Genomic DNA, 20,076 nt, shown 5'->3' on the forward strand with positions numbered 1-20,076 from the left:
GGCTTTGTCGCCGCATGTTTTAATTGTTTGTTACAGATAACAAATGGAACACTATCGTTCCTCGATTTCGTGATTTGAACTAGCAACAGTGGTTAAATACCACTATCTCGTAAATCATAAAAATGAGGTGGAATACTTATAATTGGGGTAGAAGATAACGAAAGTAACGAAATAATAGGCATAGAAAATATATCAAATCCTGATGATCAGAGAAATTTCTTACGCGAAATAAGTGAGATAGTTATATCTTATGTAAAACCAAAACCCTATTATCATATAAATTTCATTGAAGATGAAGATAAAATAATTGCAATAATTAATATTTATACTGCAAGAAATATATGTTATATCAACGGTAAAGTACCAATTAGAAGTGGAGAATCATCATATTATCTATCAGATCAGGCGGACATAGATAATCTAATTGCATCTTGACAGCAAAAGAATAATGCTAGCTAGTAGGTTATATCTTAAAAATATTATTAAACTTATATCAAACCAGAATAATCACACAAATCTGTGCAATCTGTGGCTCAAAAACTTAACCTTCGTTCCCTTCGCATTCTTCGTGGTTAAAAAATTAAATCCACCGTGGCTCAAGCGCTGATCCACGGTGGATTTAATTTAGGCCGACCAACCCCAGCCAACGCCATCGGGCTTGGCATCGGCACTAGGCATGGTGCGGGTCAAGCGCCAAACTTGACGGGTGGTGGGATCGGTAATTTGAAAAAGAGCTTGGGTTTCGGTTTGATCGATCAACAAAAATTCGAGGTTTAAATTTGAATGCGGATTATTGAGCCATTGCTCAATTTCTTGGATGTAGCGTTGAGGCTGCTGGGCAAAAAGTGCATCGCCTTCGCCCAAACCAAGGCTTGCCGCCTTGTGATCAAGCTCCAGCATAATTGCGCTATTCAGCATATCGGCAATTTCGTGGGCGCTACTTTCCTCGCGATTGGTGCGAACACACACATATTCGGCCAAATCGACCGGCTCGCCATGCTCTGCAACCGGGTGCAGTGGAAACGTAGCCAACGGGAAGCCAAGCTGATCGGGGTGGAGCGGTTCTGATACGGCGGTACAGACTTGCGAATCGGTCGCCGCAATCACCAACCATTGGTCGCTGGTTGGATGATGTAACAACATCCGGCGTTCCATATAGACTCCTCTGCGCATCGTTGAGAAAGGAGAATCAACGTTATTTTGGATGTTTCTCGCAATGCGTGCTGTATTATAACCCAAGTTATAAAAATAATTAATAGATCGTTATGTATATAGCTCGCTACAGCAACATTCATCGGTGACGTTAATATGCCTAATTTGATATATATTTGACGCATAAATAGCAAGAAGTGGCGCTTAAAAGCAAATAACGTGGCGTACCACGTTATTTGCTTATTAATATTTGATTATGTATTTATTGCGCTACGACATCGCGACGTAAGCTAACCATTTCATGAGATAAACGAAAGCCAACTTTTTCGTATAAACCCCGCGCCGTTGGATTATCTTGGTCAACAACTAATTCAAGTTCCTGAATTTCAGGCGCACTAAAAATCCATGTCAAACAATGCTGCATAATCTTGGTGGCAATTCCACGGCCACGAGCAATCGGCGCAACCCCAACAAATTCAATCCCTGCTTCGGCAAATTCTGGTTGGCGTTCGGTATAAATGTAGCCCAACAATTGTTCACCGTCACGCATAATAAATACTTGACGATCCTGATTAATTCGTTCGAGAATTTGGCTGCCGCTATAGTAAGTTTGGGGGAATAATTGATCATGCAATTCGCAGAAGGCTGCGTGTAATTCTGCTGGCAACGCTTCAACATCACTCTTGGTTGCATGGTCAGTTAATTGTGAACGTTTGTAGGCGAGAATTGCGTGGGTATTGCGCTGGTAAAATTGCTGGCGCGCAGCCCAATCACGCACAAATTGATTTTGCAAATTGCAAAAAATATCAATCATGGTGACATGTGGCTTTAGCTCGGGCAATAATTCAGCCAGCAAGCTATCGGCAAGCTCAAAGCGCTGGTCGCCTAAGGCAATTGGCCCCCATAAGAAAGCGCGGCCAGTATCCGAAATTTGCTCTAGGCCAATCAAGCCTTGCAATTGGTCATCGGCGCTAGCTAAGGCAAATTGTTGTTCGATTGGAAACTCAAGCTCACGCCATGTTTGGGCAATTTGATCAGCTTGCGCGCCAGCAAAGCCCAAATGGGTGCTTGGTTCGTGCTGAAATTGGGCCATAAACGCGGCTGCTTGGTCAATCTGGTCTGGTTGCATACGGTTAATCGTTGGCATCTATCTACCTCACATTCGGCTATTTGGTACTGAGCTATTTTCTTGGTATCATGGCAAAACGAGATCATTCGTTGGATGGATTGGAGCGTACAGCGGTGGGAGCATGGAATATCATCGGAAATGAGTGGGCAGTTGAATTATTACGCTTGGCAATTGCCCGTAATTCGGCCAGCCATGCCTATTTACTCACCGGTTTGCCCAATATTGGCAAAGCAACCTTGGCTTTGCACATCGCCCAAGCGCTCAATTGCGAGCACAACAATGGCGATGTTTGTGGCGAATGTCGCGCCTGCAAGCGGATTGCCAAAGGCAATTTCCCCGATGTGCGGATTGTTGGCTTGGCCGAACAAGCAGCCCAACAAAAAGCCAGCGAAAGCGTCAAAACCCGCTTGGGCATTGACACCGTGCGCGAATGGCAGGCTGATATTGCCCTACGGCCATACGAAGGGCGACGGCGGGTTTTTATTATGCACGACGCAGAAACCATGACCGAACAAGCAGCCAATGCCTTGCTCAAAACGCTTGAAGAACCACCACCGTTTGCTACCTTGATTTTGGTTGCCAATAGCGCTGGCGATTTGTTGCCAACGATCACGTCGCGCTGCCATGTGCTGAAACTGCGCCCAGTGCCGCGCCAACAAGTGACCAAAGCATTAATCGAACGCTGGCAAATTGCCCCCGCCGATGCGGCGATTGTGGCCGCTTGGAGCGCAGGCCGCATTGGCTGGGCCGCGACGGTAGCCCAATCGCCCGACCTACTGCAAGCCCGCGCCGAACAACTTGAGAGTTTGATCGAATTGCCAAGTAAGCCGTTGGTCGAGCGCTTCAAATGGGCCGAAAGCTGGAGCAAAGCCAATCGCGAGCGCGATGAACTTTTTGCGATGCTCGAATTATGGCAAGTGTGGTGGCGCGATGTGCTATTGACCGCCGCTGGCACGCAACAAGGCCTGATTAATATCGATCGGGTTGAGGATTTGCAAGCGCTCGCTCGCCTGCCCTTGCCAGCAATTCATAAAACGCTCAAAGGCATCAACGATGCGGTGACTCAAATTCGCGAGAATGTCAGTCCTCAATTGGCGCTCGAAGGCGTTTTGCTCAATTTAGCTGGGGCGAAGGGGTAGCGTTTGATCCACGAAGGGCACGAAGCGCACGAAGGACGGAAACCACGAAGAGCGCGAAGGACACGAAGATGGGGCTATTGGCTTTTGGCTCTAGGCTGCATCCCTCATCTTTCATCCTTTCTCTGCGCCTCTGCGTTAAGAAGAACGTTTTTGGCCACAGATTGCACAGATTATTCCGATAGCCCATAGCCCTACTTCTCTCTGCGCCTCTGCGTTAAATGGTGATCCACGAAGAACACGAAGGTTCAGTTTTTTCGCCACGAATTACACGAATTGCACGAAGCATGTTCCGATAGCCTAGAGCCTTCAGCCAAGAGCCTTTTTGCCCTCTGACTTTTGATGTTTGACTTTGGCCTTCATCGCTCTCTCTGACCCCTATGTTCTATGCTCTATGTTCTATGTTCTTATTGGGGAACCCGCGTCATGCCGCCGATGTCGCCTGGCTCTTCGATTAACACTGGTGGATTGCCCGCCAAATCCATCTGCCAAAGGCCGGAGAACGTCCAAACGTACAACAGCGAACCATCGAGCACAATCCGAGGATCTTCGAAGATTTCGCGATTGACTGCTTTACCTTGGCCAGTTGCGACATCGACCGACCAGACTTGCCAACCCAAACCATGCGCCGCCGCAGGCTTGACGAACCAATCGACCCAACTTGGCTCGCGTTGGCTAAGCGTCAAGGGGCTTGCGGCCAGATAAATCGTTTTGCCATCTGGCGACCAAATCGGCGCTTCCAAGGCACTGACCAATTCTGGTTGGTCGAACAACACCCGTTCTTGCTTGGTTTGGAGATCGTAGAGATAGAGGGTTGGATAAATGCCATCACGGGTACGCACAAACGCCATTTGCCTGCCATCTGGCGAAATCGAAGGAAAGGTTCCGGTCATAACGATGGTTTGTTGCGTGCCGCTAGCAACATCAATCGCAACGATTGAGCTACCAGATTGCAAAAAGACCCCATCGTTATCAAAGCGCAAAGTCTGATAGACCCCATACAAGGTTTTGCCATCTGGCGACCAAACCGGCGTATCGAGTGAATCATAAATTTGCTGGCCATCGCGTTTGCCAGCCTCGGGCACAAACAACGCTTTGCTGGCTCCACCATCAACCGAAAGTTGGTTGGCGTGATTGACTGGAACCACAAATGGCTGTTCTGCGCTTGGGGTTGGCACAGGAGGCCGATACGAATAGACTACACTTTTGCCATCGGGGGCAATGCTGGGGAAGGTTGAATAGGCATTGGGCGCTTCGTTGGTTAATTGCGTCCACTGTTTGGCGGGCAAATCGAAGCGCCACAAATCGCCACCGCGCGAGATAATCAGCGAAATAGTGCCAAGCGTGGGAGCAGCGGCAGCTGGCGGCGTGACCGTCGGCGAGCTAGCAGCCCCACAACTCGACAAGAGAATACAAACAAGAACACAAATCATGAATCGCATGAATTATCGCTCGCGGAGATAGAGCGCGATATCAGTGCCCTGATTATTGCGCGGATCGATATAGGCCTTGGGAATAAATCCAACTCGCTCGAAACCTGCTTGCTCGTAGGCCGCAGGCAACGCCGGATGATCAAGCGGCACATGCCCAAGCAACTGGTTGGCAAAATGGTTGGCTGGTAATTGGCGCAGCATCTCATTCAACAAGATCGGCGCTTGCTCGATATGGCCTGCTGCCAAATAACAATCAACCAAAAGTTGATGTTGCTGGTAATAGGGGTTTGGCCATGGATAAACTGGTGGCATAATGCTGCCCCAGCCAACAATCGCCCCGCTGGCAGCGGTCAGGCCCGTTAATACCGCCACATCGCCCTCTTGTTGCTCGAAGGCTGGAAAGAAATCGTCGGCTCCAATATTGGCATCACCAAGCATTTGCAAGCCGTAATGGCGCACAATCCGATTATCTGGCGCATTGAACAACGATAATAACAATGGCACATCGGCCCGATCCGATGATCGCATAAAGACCGCGGTACTGGGCGCAAATAAATGCTTGAGGAAGTTTTCGGGCGAATCGCCATCGCTAATGCGCCATGCAATGCGATTGCCTGTGCGGCTACTTTCGCTTTCATTAATCGTCACAAAATGATACTGCTCATAAAACGACATGGCACTATCATTATGTTCAGTGCTAATAATGAGCGCTTGACCGCCACTTGCCTCAAAATCGTTAATCGCCAACTTCAACAACTTACTAGCCAAGCCTCGGCGACGATACGGCTCAGCTGTATACACCCGATGAATCGAACCCAATTGTGGACAGAATTTTGAACGACACAGCAGCATAGCGCTCACAGGCCGTCCCTGCACTTGGGCCAAATACCATACATCTTGGCTAAAGCGCAGCCCAACAAGGCGCAGGTGCATATCAAATGACCAACGCCATGCCACCGCCGGATCTTCACCCCATCGGTGATAAAGCTCCTCAAGCGGTTGGGCAAATTCAGAAGCAAGCGGTTGGATGCGCGAGAGGACTGCCTCAGTTCCTGCACCCAGAGCAATCCGCGCAACTTCTTCGTACATCAGCGACCCTCCAAGCTCGATAGCTCGTCTGTTGGTCGCATCATACTCTAGGCCTCGCCGCTTGTCCACTACAGCCGATAGCGCAAGGATTTCGAGGCTTTGCCAAACATTCCATTGTTGGATTAATCCACAGCTCAACGACAATCCACAACGCAAATTTTAGGGGGTACAGGGGGATGAAAACCCCCTGTGTTTCCCTCCAGCGGAGGGACGGAAGGGAGGAGAATCATTGGCTAAATCACCCTATTCCTCAGAAAATCAGCATTACCATCATGGTGGTGGGAACTTATTTCAATCATTGACGTTATTCCTGCATAGGCATATGCGATTTTATTGATATGCCTTAAATTTGCCCAAGTTTTGGGAGCAACGAGGGGAATGGAGGTTGATCATGGCCAACACCAGGCCCAGATTCTTGCAGCAGTATTCGGGACATACTGCCTTTGGAGGTATTAGTGGTTCATCGTTTGCTTCGTTGTAGCCTGCTCCTTACGCTTGTCGTTGGAGCTATCGCCAGCCATCATGCCACTCCGCTGGCCGCCCAAAGCCCACAGTCTAGCCCCAGCCAATTGGCAATTACTGGCCAAGTTGGCGGTGATAGCTCCACCATGATCGTTGCCGCCAACGCAGCCTATGTTGGCATCGGCCCCCGAATCGCCACCTATGATCTTAGCAACCCCGATCAGCCAAGCCTGCACAATCAAAGCGACATCTTACCAGCCACAGTGCAAGATTTAGCGCTTGGCGATGGGTATTTGTACGCTGCCTTGGGCTATGGCCGCGAGCATGGCTTAGCAACATTTTCATTAGCCACGCCGCTCACCCCAACCTTGGTCAGCTTTTATCAACTCGAATTATCGGCCATGACAGTTTTCAGCTATCAAAATTATGTCTATGTGCAAGTTGATGATGGCTTGAAGGTTTTTGACCTCACGAATCCGCGCCAACCACAGCTGGTTAATCAACTCAATCAGTATGGGATTGCCAACGTCACGATTCAAGGCAATCAGGCATTTTTGAACATTCAATCGTGGCTTGCTGGATTCGATAGCCTCGATATTCTCGATTTGAGCGAGCCAATGACCCCAACGCTCAAAAGTTCAACCACGCTGGGCGATATTTTAGATATTGAAATTGCCAACGATGTTGCCTATGTCAATACCCAACTAGGCCTGCGGGTGGTTGATATTCGCGATGCGAGCAACCCAAGCATCATCAACCAAACCGATGCTGTTGCTGGCCTGCAACTCGCAGTAAGCGATAATACCCTCGCCATGATTGGGCTGGATTTTGCCTTACATACCTGGGATATTACCAATCCGATCACGCCGACCGAAATCGCCGCCAGCAGCGAAACGATTCTTGGATGGCCAACCAACTTAATTGCCAAACAACACCGTGGCTATGTACTGACCCGTTCTGGTCAACTCAATGTCTTTGATTGGAGCAATCGCCAAGCGCCCACTCGCATCGATACGACTGAAACCCCAGGCTGTAAAGAAAATGTGGCCTTGCAAGTTGTCGGCGATTATGCCTATGTTGCCGATTGGGGTCGTGGTTTGTGTATTGTCGATTTGCGCAACCCCAATCAGCCAACTGTTGTCGGGCGCTTCGACCTCACAACCGAGCGCAATGCAGTCAGCGATATTGCCGTCCAAGGCTCGTTGGTCTATATGGTCGATTGGAGCCATGGCATTTATGTGATCGATGTCAGCGACCCGACCGCACCAACCCAAGTCAGTTTCTTCGCAACTGCTGGCTTTCCAGCGGCAATTGCGGTCAACGGCCCAATGGTCTATGTTGGCGAATCGATCAACGATCAAGGGGTTGGTGGCAGCGTGCGAATTTTTGATCTGACTGATTTGGCTAATCCGGTTGAGCACAGCCAGTTTTACACCAGCAAAGTTGCCCAACTCGCCGTGGTTGATCAAACCCTGTATGTGGCAGATAACGAGGGCGGCTTGCGGATTCTCGATGTGCGCAACCCAGACAATATTCAAATGCTCGGCCAATATGCCGATAACTGGTTTGCGATGGATGTGGCAATCCAGGATAACCTTGCCTTTGTAGCAACCACCGCAGGCCTCGAAATTGTCGATATTAGCAATTCGAGTGCGCCAACCTCAGTGAGTCGTTTAGAAAGTAGCTTGGTTGATGGAGTAGTCGTCGCCGCTGATCAACTGTATATTGGCGTAGATGGGGGCATTCAGCAAATCGATATTCGCCAGCCAAGCAACCCACAAATTGTTGCCAATTTGCTACTCGCCCGCGATTCATGGATTCTGCCAGCGTTGCATGATGAGGCGATTGTAGCGCTAAGCTATCATGGTGGTGGTATGTTTGTGATTCGTGAACAACATCAACTCTTTCTGCCTGTTGTAAGCAAAAACTAAATTAACCAGCGAATAAGCAACTGTTGGCGCACAATCTGCTAGAGATTGGGCCAACAGTTGCTGCTTTTAAGCATTTAACAAAAAACTTGCGTATTTTGCATGAAGCTATGTTATAATGGCCCAAAGGTGCCGTTAGGAGGCACTACCACTGTGAAGAACCTCGTCGCTTGATGCACGTATTATCGTTCGGATGTCCGCTGTACTCCCGATCATTCAAGCATGCACTGACGACCCCAACAGTAAGAACCACGACCTGTGGAGTAATAATGGAACGTTTACATAAGTTTTTGGCGCGGGCCGGCGTAGATTCACGTCGGGCTTGCGAAGATTTGATGTTGGCTGGACGCGTATCGGTTAATGGGCGCGTTCAACGCGAATTAGGAACCCAGATCGACCCCGATAAAGATGACATTCGAGTTGATGGCGAACGAATTACCCCGCCAACCGAGCTTCATTACGTCTTATTGAACAAGCCAAGCAGCGTCATGACCACGCTCAGTGACCCTGAAGGCCGCCAAACAGTCGCCGATTTGGTTAAATCGCACAATCGTTTGTTTCCCGTAGGTCGCCTCGATTACGATAGCGAAGGGCTATTGTTGATGACCGATGATGGCGATCTGACCTTTCGTTTAACCCACCCATCGTTTGAAGTCGAAAAAGAATATCAGGCCTTGTTGAACCAGACTCCATCAGTCGAGCAGTTGCGCGAGTGGCGCAATGGGGTTGAGCTTGACGATGGCAAAACCGCACCCGCTTGGATCGAAATGTTGAATGAAACACCCGATGGGACATGGGTTCGGGTGGTTATTCACGAAGGCCGCAACCGTCAAATTCGCCGCGTGGCCGAAGCCCTTGGCCTCGAAGTCCGCCGCTTGATCCGTTTGCGCGAAGGCCCGCTCAGTTTAGGTGAATTAAAACCAGGTGAATGGCGTGCATTAACGCCAACCGAAATCGACCGCTTGCGCATGCACGGCAAGCAAAGCAAAGCTTGGACTCCAGTCCGCCCACAAGAGAACGCCGAGGGTGGCAAACAGCGCCGCCAAGTGCGCCGCATTGATCGGTCTGGACAGTTGGTAGAACGTCGGGCTGATGTTGAACCGCGCTTACAACGAGCGCCTCACTTTACTTCACAGGAAAATACAATGTCATTTGAAGATTTCTCAATCGAAGAAGAACGCGCTAACGCCGATCGCCCAAGCCGTCGCCCAGAACCTCGCCGCGAAGGTGGATTTAGCGACCGTGGCCCCCGCCGTGATGGTGGCAGCCCCAGCGACCGTGGCCCCCGACGTGATTTTGGTGACCGTGGCCCGCGCCGTGAAGGTGGCTTTGGCGACCGTGGCCCTCGCCGTGAAGGCGGCGGCTTTGGCGAACGCGGTCCACGCCGTGAAGGCGGATTTAGCGACCGTGGCCCTCGCCGTGAAGGCGGCGATTTTGGCGACCGTGGCCCTCGCCGTGAAGGCGGATTTAGCGAACGCGGTCCTCGTCGTGAAGGCGGCGGTTTTGGCGAACGCGGTCCTCGCCGCGAAGGCGGCGGCTTTGGCGAACGCGGTCCTCGTCGTGAAGGCGGCTTTGGCGAACGCGGTCCTCGCCGCGAAGGCGGCGATTTCGGTGACCGTGGCCCACGCCGTGAAGGCGGCTTTGGCGAACGCGGTCCGCGCCGCGAAGGTGGCGATTTCGGTGACCGTGGCCCACGCCGTGAAGGTGGCGGCTTCAGTGACCGTGGCCCACGCCGTGAAGGCGGCGATTTCGGTGACCGTGGCCCGCGTCGTGAAGGTGGCGGCTTTGGCGAACGAGGCCCACGCCGTGAAGGCGGTGGTTTTGGCGAGCGTGGCCCACGCCGTGAAGGCGGCTTTGGCGAACGAGGCCCTCGCCGTGAAGGCGGCGGCTTTGGCGAACGTGGTCCTCGTCGTGAAGGTGGCGGCTTTGGCGAGCGCGGCCCACGCCGTGAAGGCGGCGGTTTTGGCGAACGCGGCCCGCGCCGTGAAGGCGGTGGCTTCGGTGACCGTGGCCCTCGTCGTGAAGGCGGTGGTTTTGGCGAACGTGGCCCTCGTCGTGAAGGTGGTGGTTTTGGCGAACGCGGTCCACGCCGTGAAGGCGGCGGCTTTGGCGAACGCGGCCCTCGTCGTGATGCAAGTGGCTTTGATCGCACCAATCGGCGCGAAGAATTTTTCGATGATCGACCCCGTGGCGAGCGCGGCTTAGCCCTTGATCGTGCCCATCGTGGTGATGATCGGCCTAAAAATACCTTTGGTGGTGGCCGACGCTCAAATAATCAAGGCTCGTTTGAACGCCGTGGCTTCGACAATCGTGGCCGCGATGATCGCCGTGGCTTTGATAACCGTGGCCGCGACGATCGCCGTGGCTTTGATGATCGCTCAGATCCACGCCGCGATCAAGCTCCACGCCGTGATCAAGCGCCACGCGAAAATATCGCTGATCGTGGGCCAATTACTGCGCGTAATAACCCAGCACCTACGCCAGCGCCAAGCACTGAACAATCGGCTCAACCAGCACGCCGCATGCGCGTCGTTCGGCGTTTGAAAAAGGCAGGCGGTGATGAACAAGCTTAAACAGGCCTATCTCCAATTAGCAGTTGAACGAGATCGCACGCGGCGGCAAGCGCAACGCTACGCCGCTGAATCGCAACGTTGGCTGGAACGAATTGCGCTCGCAAAACGCTGTGATGAGCCAGAATTGGCCCGTCAAGCTCGCGAACGCGCATTGCAAACCGCCCAAGCCGAAATTCAACTGCGAACTGAATTAGCACGCCAAGACGTGCTCTTCGATCAATTGGCAGCCAGTCTCCAAGCTTAATTCATCATTGTTCCAAAGCACCAAACACTGCTTGAAGTTCAAGCAGTGTTTGGCATTTAACAAACTATGCTAAAATTCAGCCAGCATTCAGCATCCTTAGAGGAAGGAGCAACCTATCCGACGCATATCTTGGTCTTCAGCTTATTGGTGGCCATTGCTCTTTTTCGCTCTCGCGATGGCTGGCGGCAGTTTATGGCTGGTCAATCCTGAAGATTTCTGGTGGCATCTCAAAATTGGCGATCTCATTCGCGAAACAGGCACGATTCCTGAGCTTGGGCTTTTTTCTGCAACCCAAGCCAATACCCCATTTTTCTATCAAAGCTGGTTGGCTGAAGTTCTGTTTTCGTGGACATATCAGCTTGGTGGATTAGTCGCAATTTTACAATTGCGCAATATGTTATTAATTGCAACCTACGGATTATTACTCTGGCATGGCCTTCGCCGAGCAAAAGGCAATGGTCGCGCTGCCATGCTTGGCCTCGTATTTATGGTAATCGTCGCATTCAATAATTGGAATGTTCGGCCACAAATGTTTTCCTGGCTGCTTTTTGCCGCAACCTTTGTGATTGTCAGCGAAGTTGCCACTGAACGCTGGTCGACGAAAGCCTTATGGCTGCTGCCAATCATTGAAATAGCATGGGTCAACCTGCATGGCGCGTTTACGCTTGGGCCAATTCTGGTCGGCGCAGCAGCAGTTGGCGCAATCATCGATCGGCGACGCGATCATCCTGAAGCGCCAATTTACGCAACAATGCGGGCACTCTGGCTGGCCTTTGCAGCAATGCTTGCAGCAACCCTGATCAATCCTCGGGGCTGGGGAGTTTTAGTCTATGTCTGGAAGCTGTTAACCGATCCATCGAGCCAAGAACTTATCAGCGAATGGGCTTCGCCTTTATCCACCCTGAGCAACCCCGTTTCGCAGTTTTTGCTTGCAGTCGTCTTTATTGCGGTGATCATGATCGTGGTGGTTTGGAAAAAAATGCGCACTGCTGATCTCTTGATCATCGGCACAATGATTGGGTTAACCCTGACTGGCATTCGCTATCAGCTGTGGTTTGGCATGGTCGCAGGCCCAATTATCGCCGAAGCCTTGGTCCAGCGCGGACGCTTGAAATTGATCAAGCGCAATCCCCCTGCACCCAAAGCAATTGCCTGGTTAACGATTGCGCTGGCGGTCGTTGGCTTGCTGGTGCAGCCAATCATTCGGATTTGGTTGCCAATGCCTGCTGCATTAAATGGGGCAAGCGGCGATTTGCCTCATGCTGAATTAGCCACCGCCGCAACGCCAATTCAAGCAGTAGCCTTTCTGCAAGCCAACCCACCAAGCCAAGCCTATTATCACGAAATGCGCTATAGCAGCTATTTAATCTGGCAGGCTGGCGAACAATTACCAGTGTTTGTTGATACGCGGGTTGAGTTGTACCCAATTGCCCAATGGAATGAATATAAGTGCATTATGGCGGGCAATGATTGGGAACGCCTCTTAGCGAAATATGCGATGAATACCATTATGGTTGATCGCGAAATCGGCAAAGATCTGGTTAGCGCAGTCCAAGCCAACCCCGCGTGGCAAGAGGTTTACGCCGATCAACAAACCTTGATTTACGAGCGCGATTCGCACATTGCCCAACCATCCAATCAGCCAATTAGCTGTCCTGCAACCAATTAGTACAAGGAAATCGCATGCAACCGTCTGACCAGCAGCCACGTTCGCTCAATCGTGCCAACTTAAGCCCCGAAGAGCGCAAATTGCGCCGTTCGATCGCTTTGGCAATGCTTTTTTCGCCAACAATGTGTGTCTTGCCATTATTGGCTTTTACCGCAGGTCAAAGTAAGTATGGCGTGGTGATTTGGGCCGTCTGGTTGCTGATCACAATTGCATTAGTGGCGGTTATCTGGCGGGCTGCAAGCGGGCTGCGCAAAATCGCCGAACAACGGCTGCAAAACGAATCAACATCCAATAACTAAACTAAAACTGCATCTGCCTTGCTCGATTTCAACGAATAGAAGGCGATGCAGTTTTCTTTTTAGAATTGGGTGGCTTATGCTAGGACAATCGGTCGAGCGCAGTTTGTTGGTCATTGATGAAACTGATCAGCAGCTGGATTTGCTGCAACGCTATCAGAACCGTTCAATGTTGTTAATGCTGATGCGCCATCTTGGCTGCGGCCTCTGCCGCCAACAGCTCTATCGCTTGCGCGACTATCAACAGCGCTTTGCAAACGCCGATTGCGAAATTGCAATCATTACGATGGGCGATGCAGCAATGGCCAAGGGCTTTCGCCAGCTCAACCAACTGCCATTTGCCGTCTATTCCGACCCCAAGCAACAGGTCTACGAGGCGTTTGAAATTGGCCAAGGTTCGCTCTGGACGGTCGCAGGGCCGCATGTTTTAGCCCGCCAAATGCTGCTGGCCTTCAAAGGCATTCCTTCATCAGTCAATCTCGCAGCTGAATCAATTCGCCGCCTTGGGGGAATTGTGCTGCTCAATCCGCAAGCAGAAATTGCCTTTCACCATGTTGCTAACCCAATTCATCGCTACCCGCCTTGGGAAGACGTTTTACAGCTATTGGAACAACCACAGCAACGGGCTGCTTAAGCTGCATACATCCTTTTAGCGCTCACTACACGTAGGCTTAGATAGTGAATATGTGGAGCGCTAGGATACGATTATGACAGCAATAGCAACAACATCAATGGTTAATTTATGGATCTTAGATGAAACAGGCGAACGAGTAGAGTTTGAACAACTCTGGCACGATAAACCAGTTTTGATCTTTTTTATGCGCAATATTGGCTGTGGCATTTGCCGCCAAACGCTCTTGAAGCTGCGCGATCATGCTGCTGACTTCGAAAAGGCTGGGTGGCAAGTAGCGGTGCTGATGATGGGCAACGCCGAATTAGTTTCGCGATTCCGTTCGATGTATAACATTCCCTTCCCAATTTATATCGACCAAAGCTTGCAAGTGTACGATTATTTCGATATTGGCGAGGGTTCGTGGTTTGAAGTGCTCTCGCCACAAGTGCTGATTCGCCAAGCACGGCTGTTAGTTGGTGGCATGGAGTTGTTGAATGGCTCTGGCTCAATGCGCCGCCTCGGTGGCACGGTCGCGATCAATCGGGCAGGCGAAGTCGTCTATCACCATGTCGCCAACCCAATTTATCGCTACCCAGAATGGTCAAGTGTCTTGCAAGCCTTGCCAAAGGCTAGCTAAAGCCAAACCAAGCCATAGCTAATTAAGCCAGGTTGTTGCTGCAAACCCAGCTTTTGGGCCAGCCGATATGAAGCGAGATTTTTGCTCGAACATTCCCAATGGGCTTGCAGCCCTCGCTGACGGCAGGCAGCAAGCATAGCGCTTGCCAAATGAAAGCCCAAGCCTTGCTTTTGATAGGCTTCCAAGGTTTCGATGCCTAAGCCGCAGCGTTGCGCGCTCAGATATTCGGCGGTGCACCAAGCAACAATTGTTTGCTCAACACAGATTGCCAAGCCCAAGCCATTGGCTAAAAATCGCTCAAGGCTTGGCCACATCCAGCTAATTTCTTGGATAATTGGCTGCGCACTTGGCAGTTGCAAGAGTTCAGCATCGAGCTGGTGCAGTGCAAATTGGCTGGCCAATGGGCTATTGACTAGGGCTTGCTCTTGATCGCGAAAAAAATAGCTGCTGCTTGGCTGGGCTTGGTAGGGGCTAAGCAAATCACTCAATTCTAGTTGACTATTGCGCAGCAACCGCAATTTGATCACATGGCGTGCTGGCATGGCGGGAACGACTGTTTGCAGCCAGTGTTGATTAAATTCAGCTTGATCGAGCGCACGCTCGCCCGCCAAATACAGCACATTGTTAGCTTGATCCCAACAACTGCTCCACGTGGCGGCGTGCCAGTAGCAGCCTTGCGAATTGCCAGCAGCCAGCGCGGCATAGATCAAGCCAAATTGGGGATCAGGCGGAAAACGACGATCGTTGGCAAGTTCGGCTAAGGGTCGTTGTTCAATCATCGCAACCTCATCTCGATTGATTAACCCTTAGCTTACCACCATTATGTCTTTTCGATTGAGATCCACGCTCCGTTTCAGCAGAATCAGCTAATTGGCCTGCTTCGATCAAGCCACGCTTCGCTGCTTGTTATTAGGCAACTGCTTGCAGAGCCAAGGCCTTGGTTTCAACCCAATCGAGCGCATAATCGGCGACTTCTTGCCAGTTTGGCTGGCCCACAATATAGTGGTTGCGCCCAGCAAATTGCTTGAAATCGGTCAAACTTGGGCTGTGGCGATATTTGCGATAGTTGCTGTAATTCAGCGAGGCAGGAATAATCTGGTCAATTTCGCCAGCAATCAACAGCAGCGGCGCATGCTCGGCCTTGAAATCAACTTTGCTCACGCTGGTCAACGATTGACGCAAGTTTTTCAGCGATTCGGGCACAACTTGGCTTTGATAAATTGCCTGTTGCTCGGCCAGCGGCATGCCATTCACAAAGCTATATTGAAAATGCGCGAATGGCATCGTGTAGGGCTTGCTTGCTGAACGCAAGGGGTTGATCATTGGCAAGGCAGATTTGATAAACGACCATTTGGTGCTGATTACACCCTGCGGCGGTGCAGAATCGATCGCCACGCCAGCCCTAATTAATTGGCGATTCGCCAGAATTTGGGTAATCAGGCCGCCCATCGAATGGCCAATGACAATTGGTTTTTCGGGCAAATTTTGCACAAATTGCGCATGAACATCAATACTTTCGCGCAAATCGTGCTGTGCCAAGGCGGGGTCATTGGCCCGTTGCTGCAATGCAGCTACGCTATGATCGCGGCCTGGCCAAGCAGGCGCTAAGACTGTATAGCCCTTAGCTTGGTAGTGGTCGACCCAGGGTTGCCATGAGTGCTTGGTAACAAATAAACCATGAATTAACACAATTGTTGAATTTGCCATGTGAATCCATCCATTTCTACAAAGCGACGTTGGTCGCAACGCGATAGCTGAATGGATTCTAGTCCAACGTCAAGGGACAAAATGTCCTTTGGCCATGTGTTAAAGAACATAGAACAGAGGGCATAGAACATAGGGCATGGGGATTGCAGTATTGATCCACGAAGGGCACGAAGAGCACCAAGGGAATGAGGCTATAGGCTTTTGGCTTTTGCTATTCCAACCCATGTCCGATAGCCTATAGCCCAAAGCTTATAGACATCGGTTCTCCGCGCCTCTGCGTTAAAACCCGACCCCCACGTTTTTCATCCTTCATTCTTGTACTGTTAGTTGCTATGCTTGAGGCCAAGCGGCAGGCCAATTTCTGCATAAATTGCTTGGCTCTCGGCGTTGGCTGGCAAAAAGGCCACAATCTGCGGAAAATCAAATTGAAAATAGCCCGCCGACATCAACAAAGGCCGCAACCAAGCCCGCTTGGGCGTTGGCTGAGTATGCGGAATTAGCGCTTCAAGCACAATCGTTGGCGATTCAAAGCCGCCGCTTGGAGGCACAATCGGTTTATCAAGGCTGACGGTTGGCCAGTGGATGGCAAATTCTGGCAATTGCAACAAACGGGCAACCAACTGTTGATACCACGGCTCATATTGACACAACAGATTGGCCTGTTTAAAGCCATAGATCGTTTTGCGCAGCATATGCTGCCACGAAGCGCGATTTTGAATCAACTGCTGGTAGAGCGGCAACGTGGGGTCGCATAAGAGGCCCAACACATTCAACTGGCTTGGATCAATCGCTGCCAGCATTGCCGGCGTAATGCCAAATAAATTGAGTAAATGCTGATTGAAATAGTGCATCTGCCAATCGCGATTGATCACAAAGGCGGGCATGCTCAGTTGCTGCACAATTTCAATCGTAATTTCAAGAATTGGGTTGAGCGCCGCATCGGTCAGATACGGCATAATTGGCGAGCTATCAGCGGCAATCAATAAGCGATTGCGCTCCTCGATCGTACAATTCAGATAATCGCCAATATCCATCACCACCTCGCGGCGGGGCGGGCGCGTAATGCGGCCTTTGCGCATCTGCTTGTAGCTGCTATAGACCATATCTTCGAGTTCAGTGCGATTCCAAGTGCGCGGCCCCCATGGGTCGTCGTGTTGCCAACGATTTTGGGGCACGTTGCCTTGCTGGCGACGCGCTAACAATTCTTCAACTACCCCGACAAAGGCCAGACAATCGGGATGCACCAGTTGTTGCCCAAGCGCCATAGACCCTCCCTGATAAAGCCAACTTGTCAAGTTCAAGCAACTACAGTATACTTTATTTAAACGTTTAAATAGATGAGGCCAACGATGGCAACGATTAAGGATGTTGCGCAATTAGCAGGGGTTTCATTTGCCACGGTATCGTATGTCTTGAACGACAGCATGCCGGTGAGCGAAGCCACGCGCAACAAAGTGCTAGCCGCAGTCACAAAGCTCGGCTATCAACCTCATCGTCAAGGCCGCAATCTACAACGTCAACGCACCTTAACTATCGGTGTGCTCCTACCCCAAGCCAATCTCTTATGTGAAGTTGATTTAGCGACTTGGCTGCTTGAAGCAACCAATGCTGCGACCAGCGCAGGCTATAGTTTGCTGCTGCAACCAGCAGATAGTCAAGCTCGCGGTGATTTGGCTGATGGATGGATTAGCTTTGGTACGCCGCTCGATCCCCAATTGCCTCAGGTTTGGGCACTCGCGCCGCCGTGTGATCAACCAGCTGTCTTATGTGACGCAGCGTTTGCAGCCCAGCGCGCGGTCGAAACCTTGACCCATTCGGGCATGCGGCGGATTGGCCTGATTACGCTGCCGCGTAGCATTCCAGGCTCGGCCCGTTGGTATCTTGGCTATCGGCGCGCGTTACGGCGGGCAGGCCTTGGCTTCGACCCAGGCTTGGTGGTTGAGCCAGCAGCCAATCGTTTTCACGATGGCGTAGCGGCCTACGAAACCCTTGCCGCCAGCGAAAACGACTACGATGGCTTGATTGTCTGTGGTCACCAATTAGCAACCGGAGTTGTGATGGTCGATCACGCCAAAGTGCCAGTGATTGTAAGCCATAGCAGCAGCCAACGCGGCATCTCCGGCTTTCGCTGGCCAACCGAACTCTGGGCGCACACCTTGGTTCGCAAACTCCTACAACAGCTTGATGGAGCTGCCATTGCCCACCGCACATGGCTTAACCCAAGCTTGGTCATTGGTTCATTAGGTTTCAAGGAGGATCTCGATGGCTTCAATTACGTTTGATCACGTTGATAAAGTCTTTGGCGATGTCCATGTGCTCAAAGATCTCAACATTGATATTCCCGACCAAGAATTTTTGGTGCTGGTTGGCCCTTCAGGCTGTGGTAAATCAACCGCCTTGCGCTGTTTGGCTGGCCTCGAAGAAATCACCGGCGGCCAAATTATGATCGGGGATCGCGTGGTCAACAATGTTGCGCCCAAAGATCGCGATATTGCCATGGTGTTCCAAAGCTATGCCTTGTATCCCCACATGACCGTGTTTGATAACATGGCTTTTGGCTTGAAACTGCGCAAAGTGCCCAAGCCAGAAATTAAACGCCGCGTCGAAGAAGCTGCCGAAATGATGGCGATCGGCCACTTGCTTGATCGCAAACCACGCCAACTTTCGGGCGGTCAACGCCAACGGGTTGCCTTGGGCCGTGCAATCGTCCGCGACCCAGCCGTCTTCTTGATGGACGAACCACTCTCGAACTTGGAAGCCAAGTTGCGGGTGCAAACGCGGGCTGAAATTAGCAAGCTGCACCAACGGCTCAAAACCACCTTCATCTACGTGACCCACGACCAAACCGAAGCCATGACCATGGGTTCGCGGATTGCGGTTATGCGTGATGGCTTGTTGCAACAGCTCGATAGCCCACAAACCTTGTACGATCATCCAGTCAACAAATTCGTGGCAGGCTTCATTGGTTCGCCTTCGATGAACTTCATCAAAGGTACCTTGACCAAAGGCGATGGCCGCTTGTTCTTCGATGGCGGCAGCTTCGCAGTTCCAATTCCCAATAGCCGCCGCGCCCACATCGAATCGCACATTGGCAAAGAAGTTGAGCTTGGCGTGCGCCCAGAAGACGTGCACGATGCAGCGCTCTTGCCACCAGGCATTAACGGCGATGCAGTCGTCGAAACCACGGTCGATGTGACCGAACCAATGGGTAGCGAAATCTACGCCTACCTGCAAAGCGGCCAACACTCGATCATCGGGCGCTTCGACCCCCGAACGTCAGCCCGCCCAGGCCAGCCAATTCGCGCAGTCTACGATATGGAAAAAATGCATATCTTCGACATCGCCACCGAAAAAGCTTTAGTCTAAAAATTTGGCTTCAGCGAAGCCTAAACAGCAGCGCAGCATAATTCTTGCTGCGCTGATTTGCGTTTAAATTCACCCTTGACACCACCCATAATTCTTGAAATACTAGCTCAATCCAACCTGAGATGTTGGGTATGAATCACTTGGCGCTTCTTGATGAGAGGATACAATGCTCCGAATATGGTTAATCCTTGGAATATGCTGCTTAACTGCCTGTGGTACTACCCAACAGGAGCAAGCAACCATGACCGCCCAAGCAACACGCTTTATTCAGCAAATGTCAGTCAAGCATGGCACAATGCATCATACCGATAACCAATTTGGCATTGGCCTAGAGTTTGTTGAAAATGGTGAATATACCGATGAGCAAGGCCAAACCCAACAAGGCCTCTTTGCCCGCATTGCGGTCGCCGATGAAACCCAGCGCGATCCAGCGTATCGGGCCACAAACATTATTGTCCACGAGGGCAGTATTTTCGAGGCTGGCGAACGCTACGAAGTGATTGAGCTGCATAAAGGTTCATCAAATGGCATGCCTGGCTCGAATAGCAGTTATATGGTTTTTGGCAAATTAGCCGATTAATTTCAGCCCTATCAACGGTATAATAAAAACTGGTGGATGTTGCAATCCATCAGTTTTCATTT

General features: G+C 51.1%; 19 protein-coding genes. 12 read left to right on the forward strand and 7 right to left on the reverse strand.

Features of this window, described 5'->3' with window-relative positions; translation table 11 throughout:
- Positions 1–138: 138 nt before the first annotated feature.
- The gene (locus JOD20_RS26995; RefSeq protein WP_420828948.1) at positions 139–435 is read left to right on the forward strand and encodes an RNA-binding domain-containing protein; all 297 of its coding nucleotides are present in this window, start codon (positions 139–141) and stop codon (positions 433–435) included.
- A 189-nt stretch (positions 436–624) separates the two neighbouring features.
- Here JOD20_RS26995 and JOD20_RS10715 read toward each other — a convergent pair whose 3' ends face one another.
- Entirely contained in the window at positions 625–1,155 is a 531-nt protein-coding gene (locus JOD20_RS10715; RefSeq protein ID WP_204755270.1) for a hypothetical protein, read from the reverse strand.
- 259 nt (positions 1,156–1,414) lie between these two features.
- The gene (locus JOD20_RS10720; RefSeq protein WP_204755271.1) at positions 1,415–2,299 is read right to left on the reverse strand and encodes a GNAT family N-acetyltransferase; all 885 of its coding nucleotides are present in this window, start codon (positions 2,297–2,299) and stop codon (positions 1,415–1,417) included.
- A 50-nt stretch (positions 2,300–2,349) separates the two neighbouring features.
- On the opposite strand from JOD20_RS10720, the gene holB reads away from it, so the two are divergent.
- Complete coding sequence (holB, locus tag JOD20_RS10725) at positions 2,350–3,420, forward strand: DNA polymerase III subunit delta' (RefSeq protein WP_239583818.1); 1,071 nt, start codon at positions 2,350–2,352, stop codon at positions 3,418–3,420.
- A gap of 404 nt (positions 3,421–3,824) precedes the next feature.
- On the opposite strand, the gene JOD20_RS10730 is transcribed toward holB, so the two are convergent.
- A complete protein-coding gene (locus JOD20_RS10730; RefSeq protein ID WP_204755272.1) occupies positions 3,825–4,859 on the reverse strand; it encodes a TolB family protein in 1,035 nt (344 codons plus the stop codon).
- A 3-nt stretch (positions 4,860–4,862) separates the two neighbouring features.
- Complete coding sequence (locus tag JOD20_RS10735) at positions 4,863–5,939, reverse strand: GNAT family N-acetyltransferase (protein WP_204755273.1); 1,077 nt, start codon at positions 5,937–5,939, stop codon at positions 4,863–4,865.
- Between the two features lie 455 nt (positions 5,940–6,394).
- On the opposite strand from JOD20_RS10735, the gene JOD20_RS26875 reads away from it, so the two are divergent.
- The 7 genes from JOD20_RS26875 (at position 6,395) to JOD20_RS10770 (ending at position 14,361) form a co-directional block, all read left to right on the forward strand.
- Positions 6,395–8,332: an LVIVD repeat-containing protein gene (locus tag JOD20_RS26875; protein ID WP_204755274.1), complete on the forward strand. Its 1,938-nt coding sequence runs from the start codon at positions 6,395–6,397 to the stop codon at positions 8,330–8,332.
- A gap of 266 nt (positions 8,333–8,598) precedes the next feature.
- Positions 8,599–10,902 carry a pseudouridine synthase gene (locus tag JOD20_RS10745; protein ID WP_204755275.1) on the forward strand — a complete coding sequence of 768 codons (2,304 nt, stop codon included), beginning with the start codon at positions 8,599–8,601 and terminating at the stop codon, positions 10,900–10,902.
- Positions 10,889–11,146 carry a hypothetical protein gene (locus JOD20_RS10750; RefSeq protein WP_110514699.1) on the forward strand — a complete coding sequence of 86 codons (258 nt, stop codon included), beginning with the start codon at positions 10,889–10,891 and terminating at the stop codon, positions 11,144–11,146. Before JOD20_RS10745 ends, JOD20_RS10750 begins: the two co-directional genes overlap by 14 nt.
- Before the next feature lie 154 nt (positions 11,147–11,300).
- Positions 11,301–12,815: a hypothetical protein gene (locus JOD20_RS10755; protein WP_204755276.1), complete on the forward strand. Its 1,515-nt coding sequence runs from the start codon at positions 11,301–11,303 to the stop codon at positions 12,813–12,815.
- Between the two features lie 14 nt (positions 12,816–12,829).
- Positions 12,830–13,114 (forward strand): hypothetical protein, encoded by a 285-nt coding sequence (locus JOD20_RS10760; RefSeq protein WP_204755277.1) that lies wholly within the window; start codon positions 12,830–12,832, stop codon positions 13,112–13,114.
- 76 nt (positions 13,115–13,190) lie between these two features.
- Positions 13,191–13,745 (forward strand): AhpC/TSA family protein, encoded by a 555-nt coding sequence (locus JOD20_RS10765; RefSeq protein ID WP_204755278.1) that lies wholly within the window; start codon positions 13,191–13,193, stop codon positions 13,743–13,745.
- A 73-nt stretch (positions 13,746–13,818) separates the two neighbouring features.
- On the forward strand, positions 13,819–14,361 hold the full coding sequence (locus tag JOD20_RS10770) for a redoxin domain-containing protein (protein ID WP_204755279.1): 543 nt from the start codon (positions 13,819–13,821) through the stop codon (positions 14,359–14,361).
- On the opposite strand, the gene JOD20_RS10775 is transcribed toward JOD20_RS10770, so the two are convergent.
- The 3 genes from JOD20_RS10775 to JOD20_RS10785 form a co-directional block, all read right to left on the reverse strand.
- Positions 14,358–15,140: a GNAT family N-acetyltransferase gene (locus tag JOD20_RS10775; RefSeq protein WP_204755280.1), complete on the reverse strand. Its 783-nt coding sequence runs from the start codon at positions 15,138–15,140 to the stop codon at positions 14,358–14,360. The two genes, JOD20_RS10770 and JOD20_RS10775, sit on opposite strands and share 4 nt — an antisense overlap.
- A gap of 130 nt (positions 15,141–15,270) precedes the next feature.
- Positions 15,271–16,068, reverse strand: a complete 798-nt coding sequence (locus tag JOD20_RS10780) for an alpha/beta hydrolase (RefSeq protein ID WP_204755281.1) — start codon at positions 16,066–16,068, stop codon at positions 15,271–15,273.
- A 323-nt stretch (positions 16,069–16,391) separates the two neighbouring features.
- Positions 16,392–17,333, reverse strand: a complete 942-nt coding sequence (locus JOD20_RS10785) for a PAS domain-containing protein (RefSeq protein ID WP_204755282.1) — start codon at positions 17,331–17,333, stop codon at positions 16,392–16,394.
- Between the two features lie 84 nt (positions 17,334–17,417).
- On the opposite strand from JOD20_RS10785, the gene JOD20_RS10790 reads away from it, so the two are divergent.
- From JOD20_RS10790 to JOD20_RS10800, 3 genes are all read left to right on the forward strand, one after another.
- The gene (locus tag JOD20_RS10790; protein WP_204755283.1) at positions 17,418–18,350 is read left to right on the forward strand and encodes a LacI family DNA-binding transcriptional regulator; all 933 of its coding nucleotides are present in this window, start codon (positions 17,418–17,420) and stop codon (positions 18,348–18,350) included.
- A complete protein-coding gene (locus JOD20_RS10795) occupies positions 18,331–19,434 on the forward strand; it encodes an ABC transporter ATP-binding protein (RefSeq protein ID WP_204755284.1) in 1,104 nt (367 codons plus the stop codon). Before JOD20_RS10790 ends, JOD20_RS10795 begins: the two co-directional genes overlap by 20 nt.
- A gap of 166 nt (positions 19,435–19,600) precedes the next feature.
- Complete coding sequence (locus tag JOD20_RS10800; protein WP_204755285.1) at positions 19,601–20,014, forward strand: hypothetical protein; 414 nt, start codon at positions 19,601–19,603, stop codon at positions 20,012–20,014.
- Positions 20,015–20,076 lie beyond the last annotated feature (62 nt).

Origin of the sequence: Herpetosiphon giganteus (genome assembly GCF_016907925.1) — a bacterium.
Lineage (GTDB): Bacteria > Chloroflexota > Chloroflexia > Chloroflexales > Herpetosiphonaceae > Herpetosiphon > Herpetosiphon giganteus.

Coding starts and splice junctions, on each gene's coding strand:
- JOD20_RS10715 (WP_204755270.1), bottom strand. CDS start 1,155: ATGGAACGCCGGATGTTGTTACATCATCCAACCAGCGACCAATGGTTG.
- JOD20_RS10720 (WP_204755271.1), bottom strand. CDS start 2,299: ATGCCAACGATTAACCGTATGCAACCAGACCAGATTGACCAAGCAGCC.
- holB (WP_239583818.1), top strand. CDS start 2,350: ATGGCAAAACGAGATCATTCGTTGGATGGATTGGAGCGTACAGCGGTG.
- JOD20_RS10730 (WP_204755272.1), bottom strand. CDS start 4,859: ATGCGATTCATGATTTGTGTTCTTGTTTGTATTCTCTTGTCGAGTTGT.
- JOD20_RS10735 (WP_204755273.1), bottom strand. CDS start 5,939: ATGTACGAAGAAGTTGCGCGGATTGCTCTGGGTGCAGGAACTGAGGCA.
- JOD20_RS10745 (WP_204755275.1), top strand. CDS start 8,599: ATGGAACGTTTACATAAGTTTTTGGCGCGGGCCGGCGTAGATTCACGT.
- JOD20_RS10750 (WP_110514699.1), top strand. CDS start 10,889: ATGAACAAGCTTAAACAGGCCTATCTCCAATTAGCAGTTGAACGAGAT.
- JOD20_RS10760 (WP_204755277.1), top strand. CDS start 12,830: ATGCAACCGTCTGACCAGCAGCCACGTTCGCTCAATCGTGCCAACTTA.
- JOD20_RS10765 (WP_204755278.1), top strand. CDS start 13,191: ATGCTAGGACAATCGGTCGAGCGCAGTTTGTTGGTCATTGATGAAACT.
- JOD20_RS10770 (WP_204755279.1), top strand. CDS start 13,819: ATGACAGCAATAGCAACAACATCAATGGTTAATTTATGGATCTTAGAT.
- JOD20_RS10775 (WP_204755280.1), bottom strand. CDS start 15,140: ATGATTGAACAACGACCCTTAGCCGAACTTGCCAACGATCGTCGTTTT.
- JOD20_RS10780 (WP_204755281.1), bottom strand. CDS start 16,068: ATGGCAAATTCAACAATTGTGTTAATTCATGGTTTATTTGTTACCAAG.
- JOD20_RS10785 (WP_204755282.1), bottom strand. CDS start 17,333: ATGGCGCTTGGGCAACAACTGGTGCATCCCGATTGTCTGGCCTTTGTC.
- JOD20_RS10790 (WP_204755283.1), top strand. CDS start 17,418: ATGGCAACGATTAAGGATGTTGCGCAATTAGCAGGGGTTTCATTTGCC.
- JOD20_RS10795 (WP_204755284.1), top strand. CDS start 18,331: ATGGCTTCAATTACGTTTGATCACGTTGATAAAGTCTTTGGCGATGTC.
- JOD20_RS10800 (WP_204755285.1), top strand. CDS start 19,601: ATGCTCCGAATATGGTTAATCCTTGGAATATGCTGCTTAACTGCCTGT.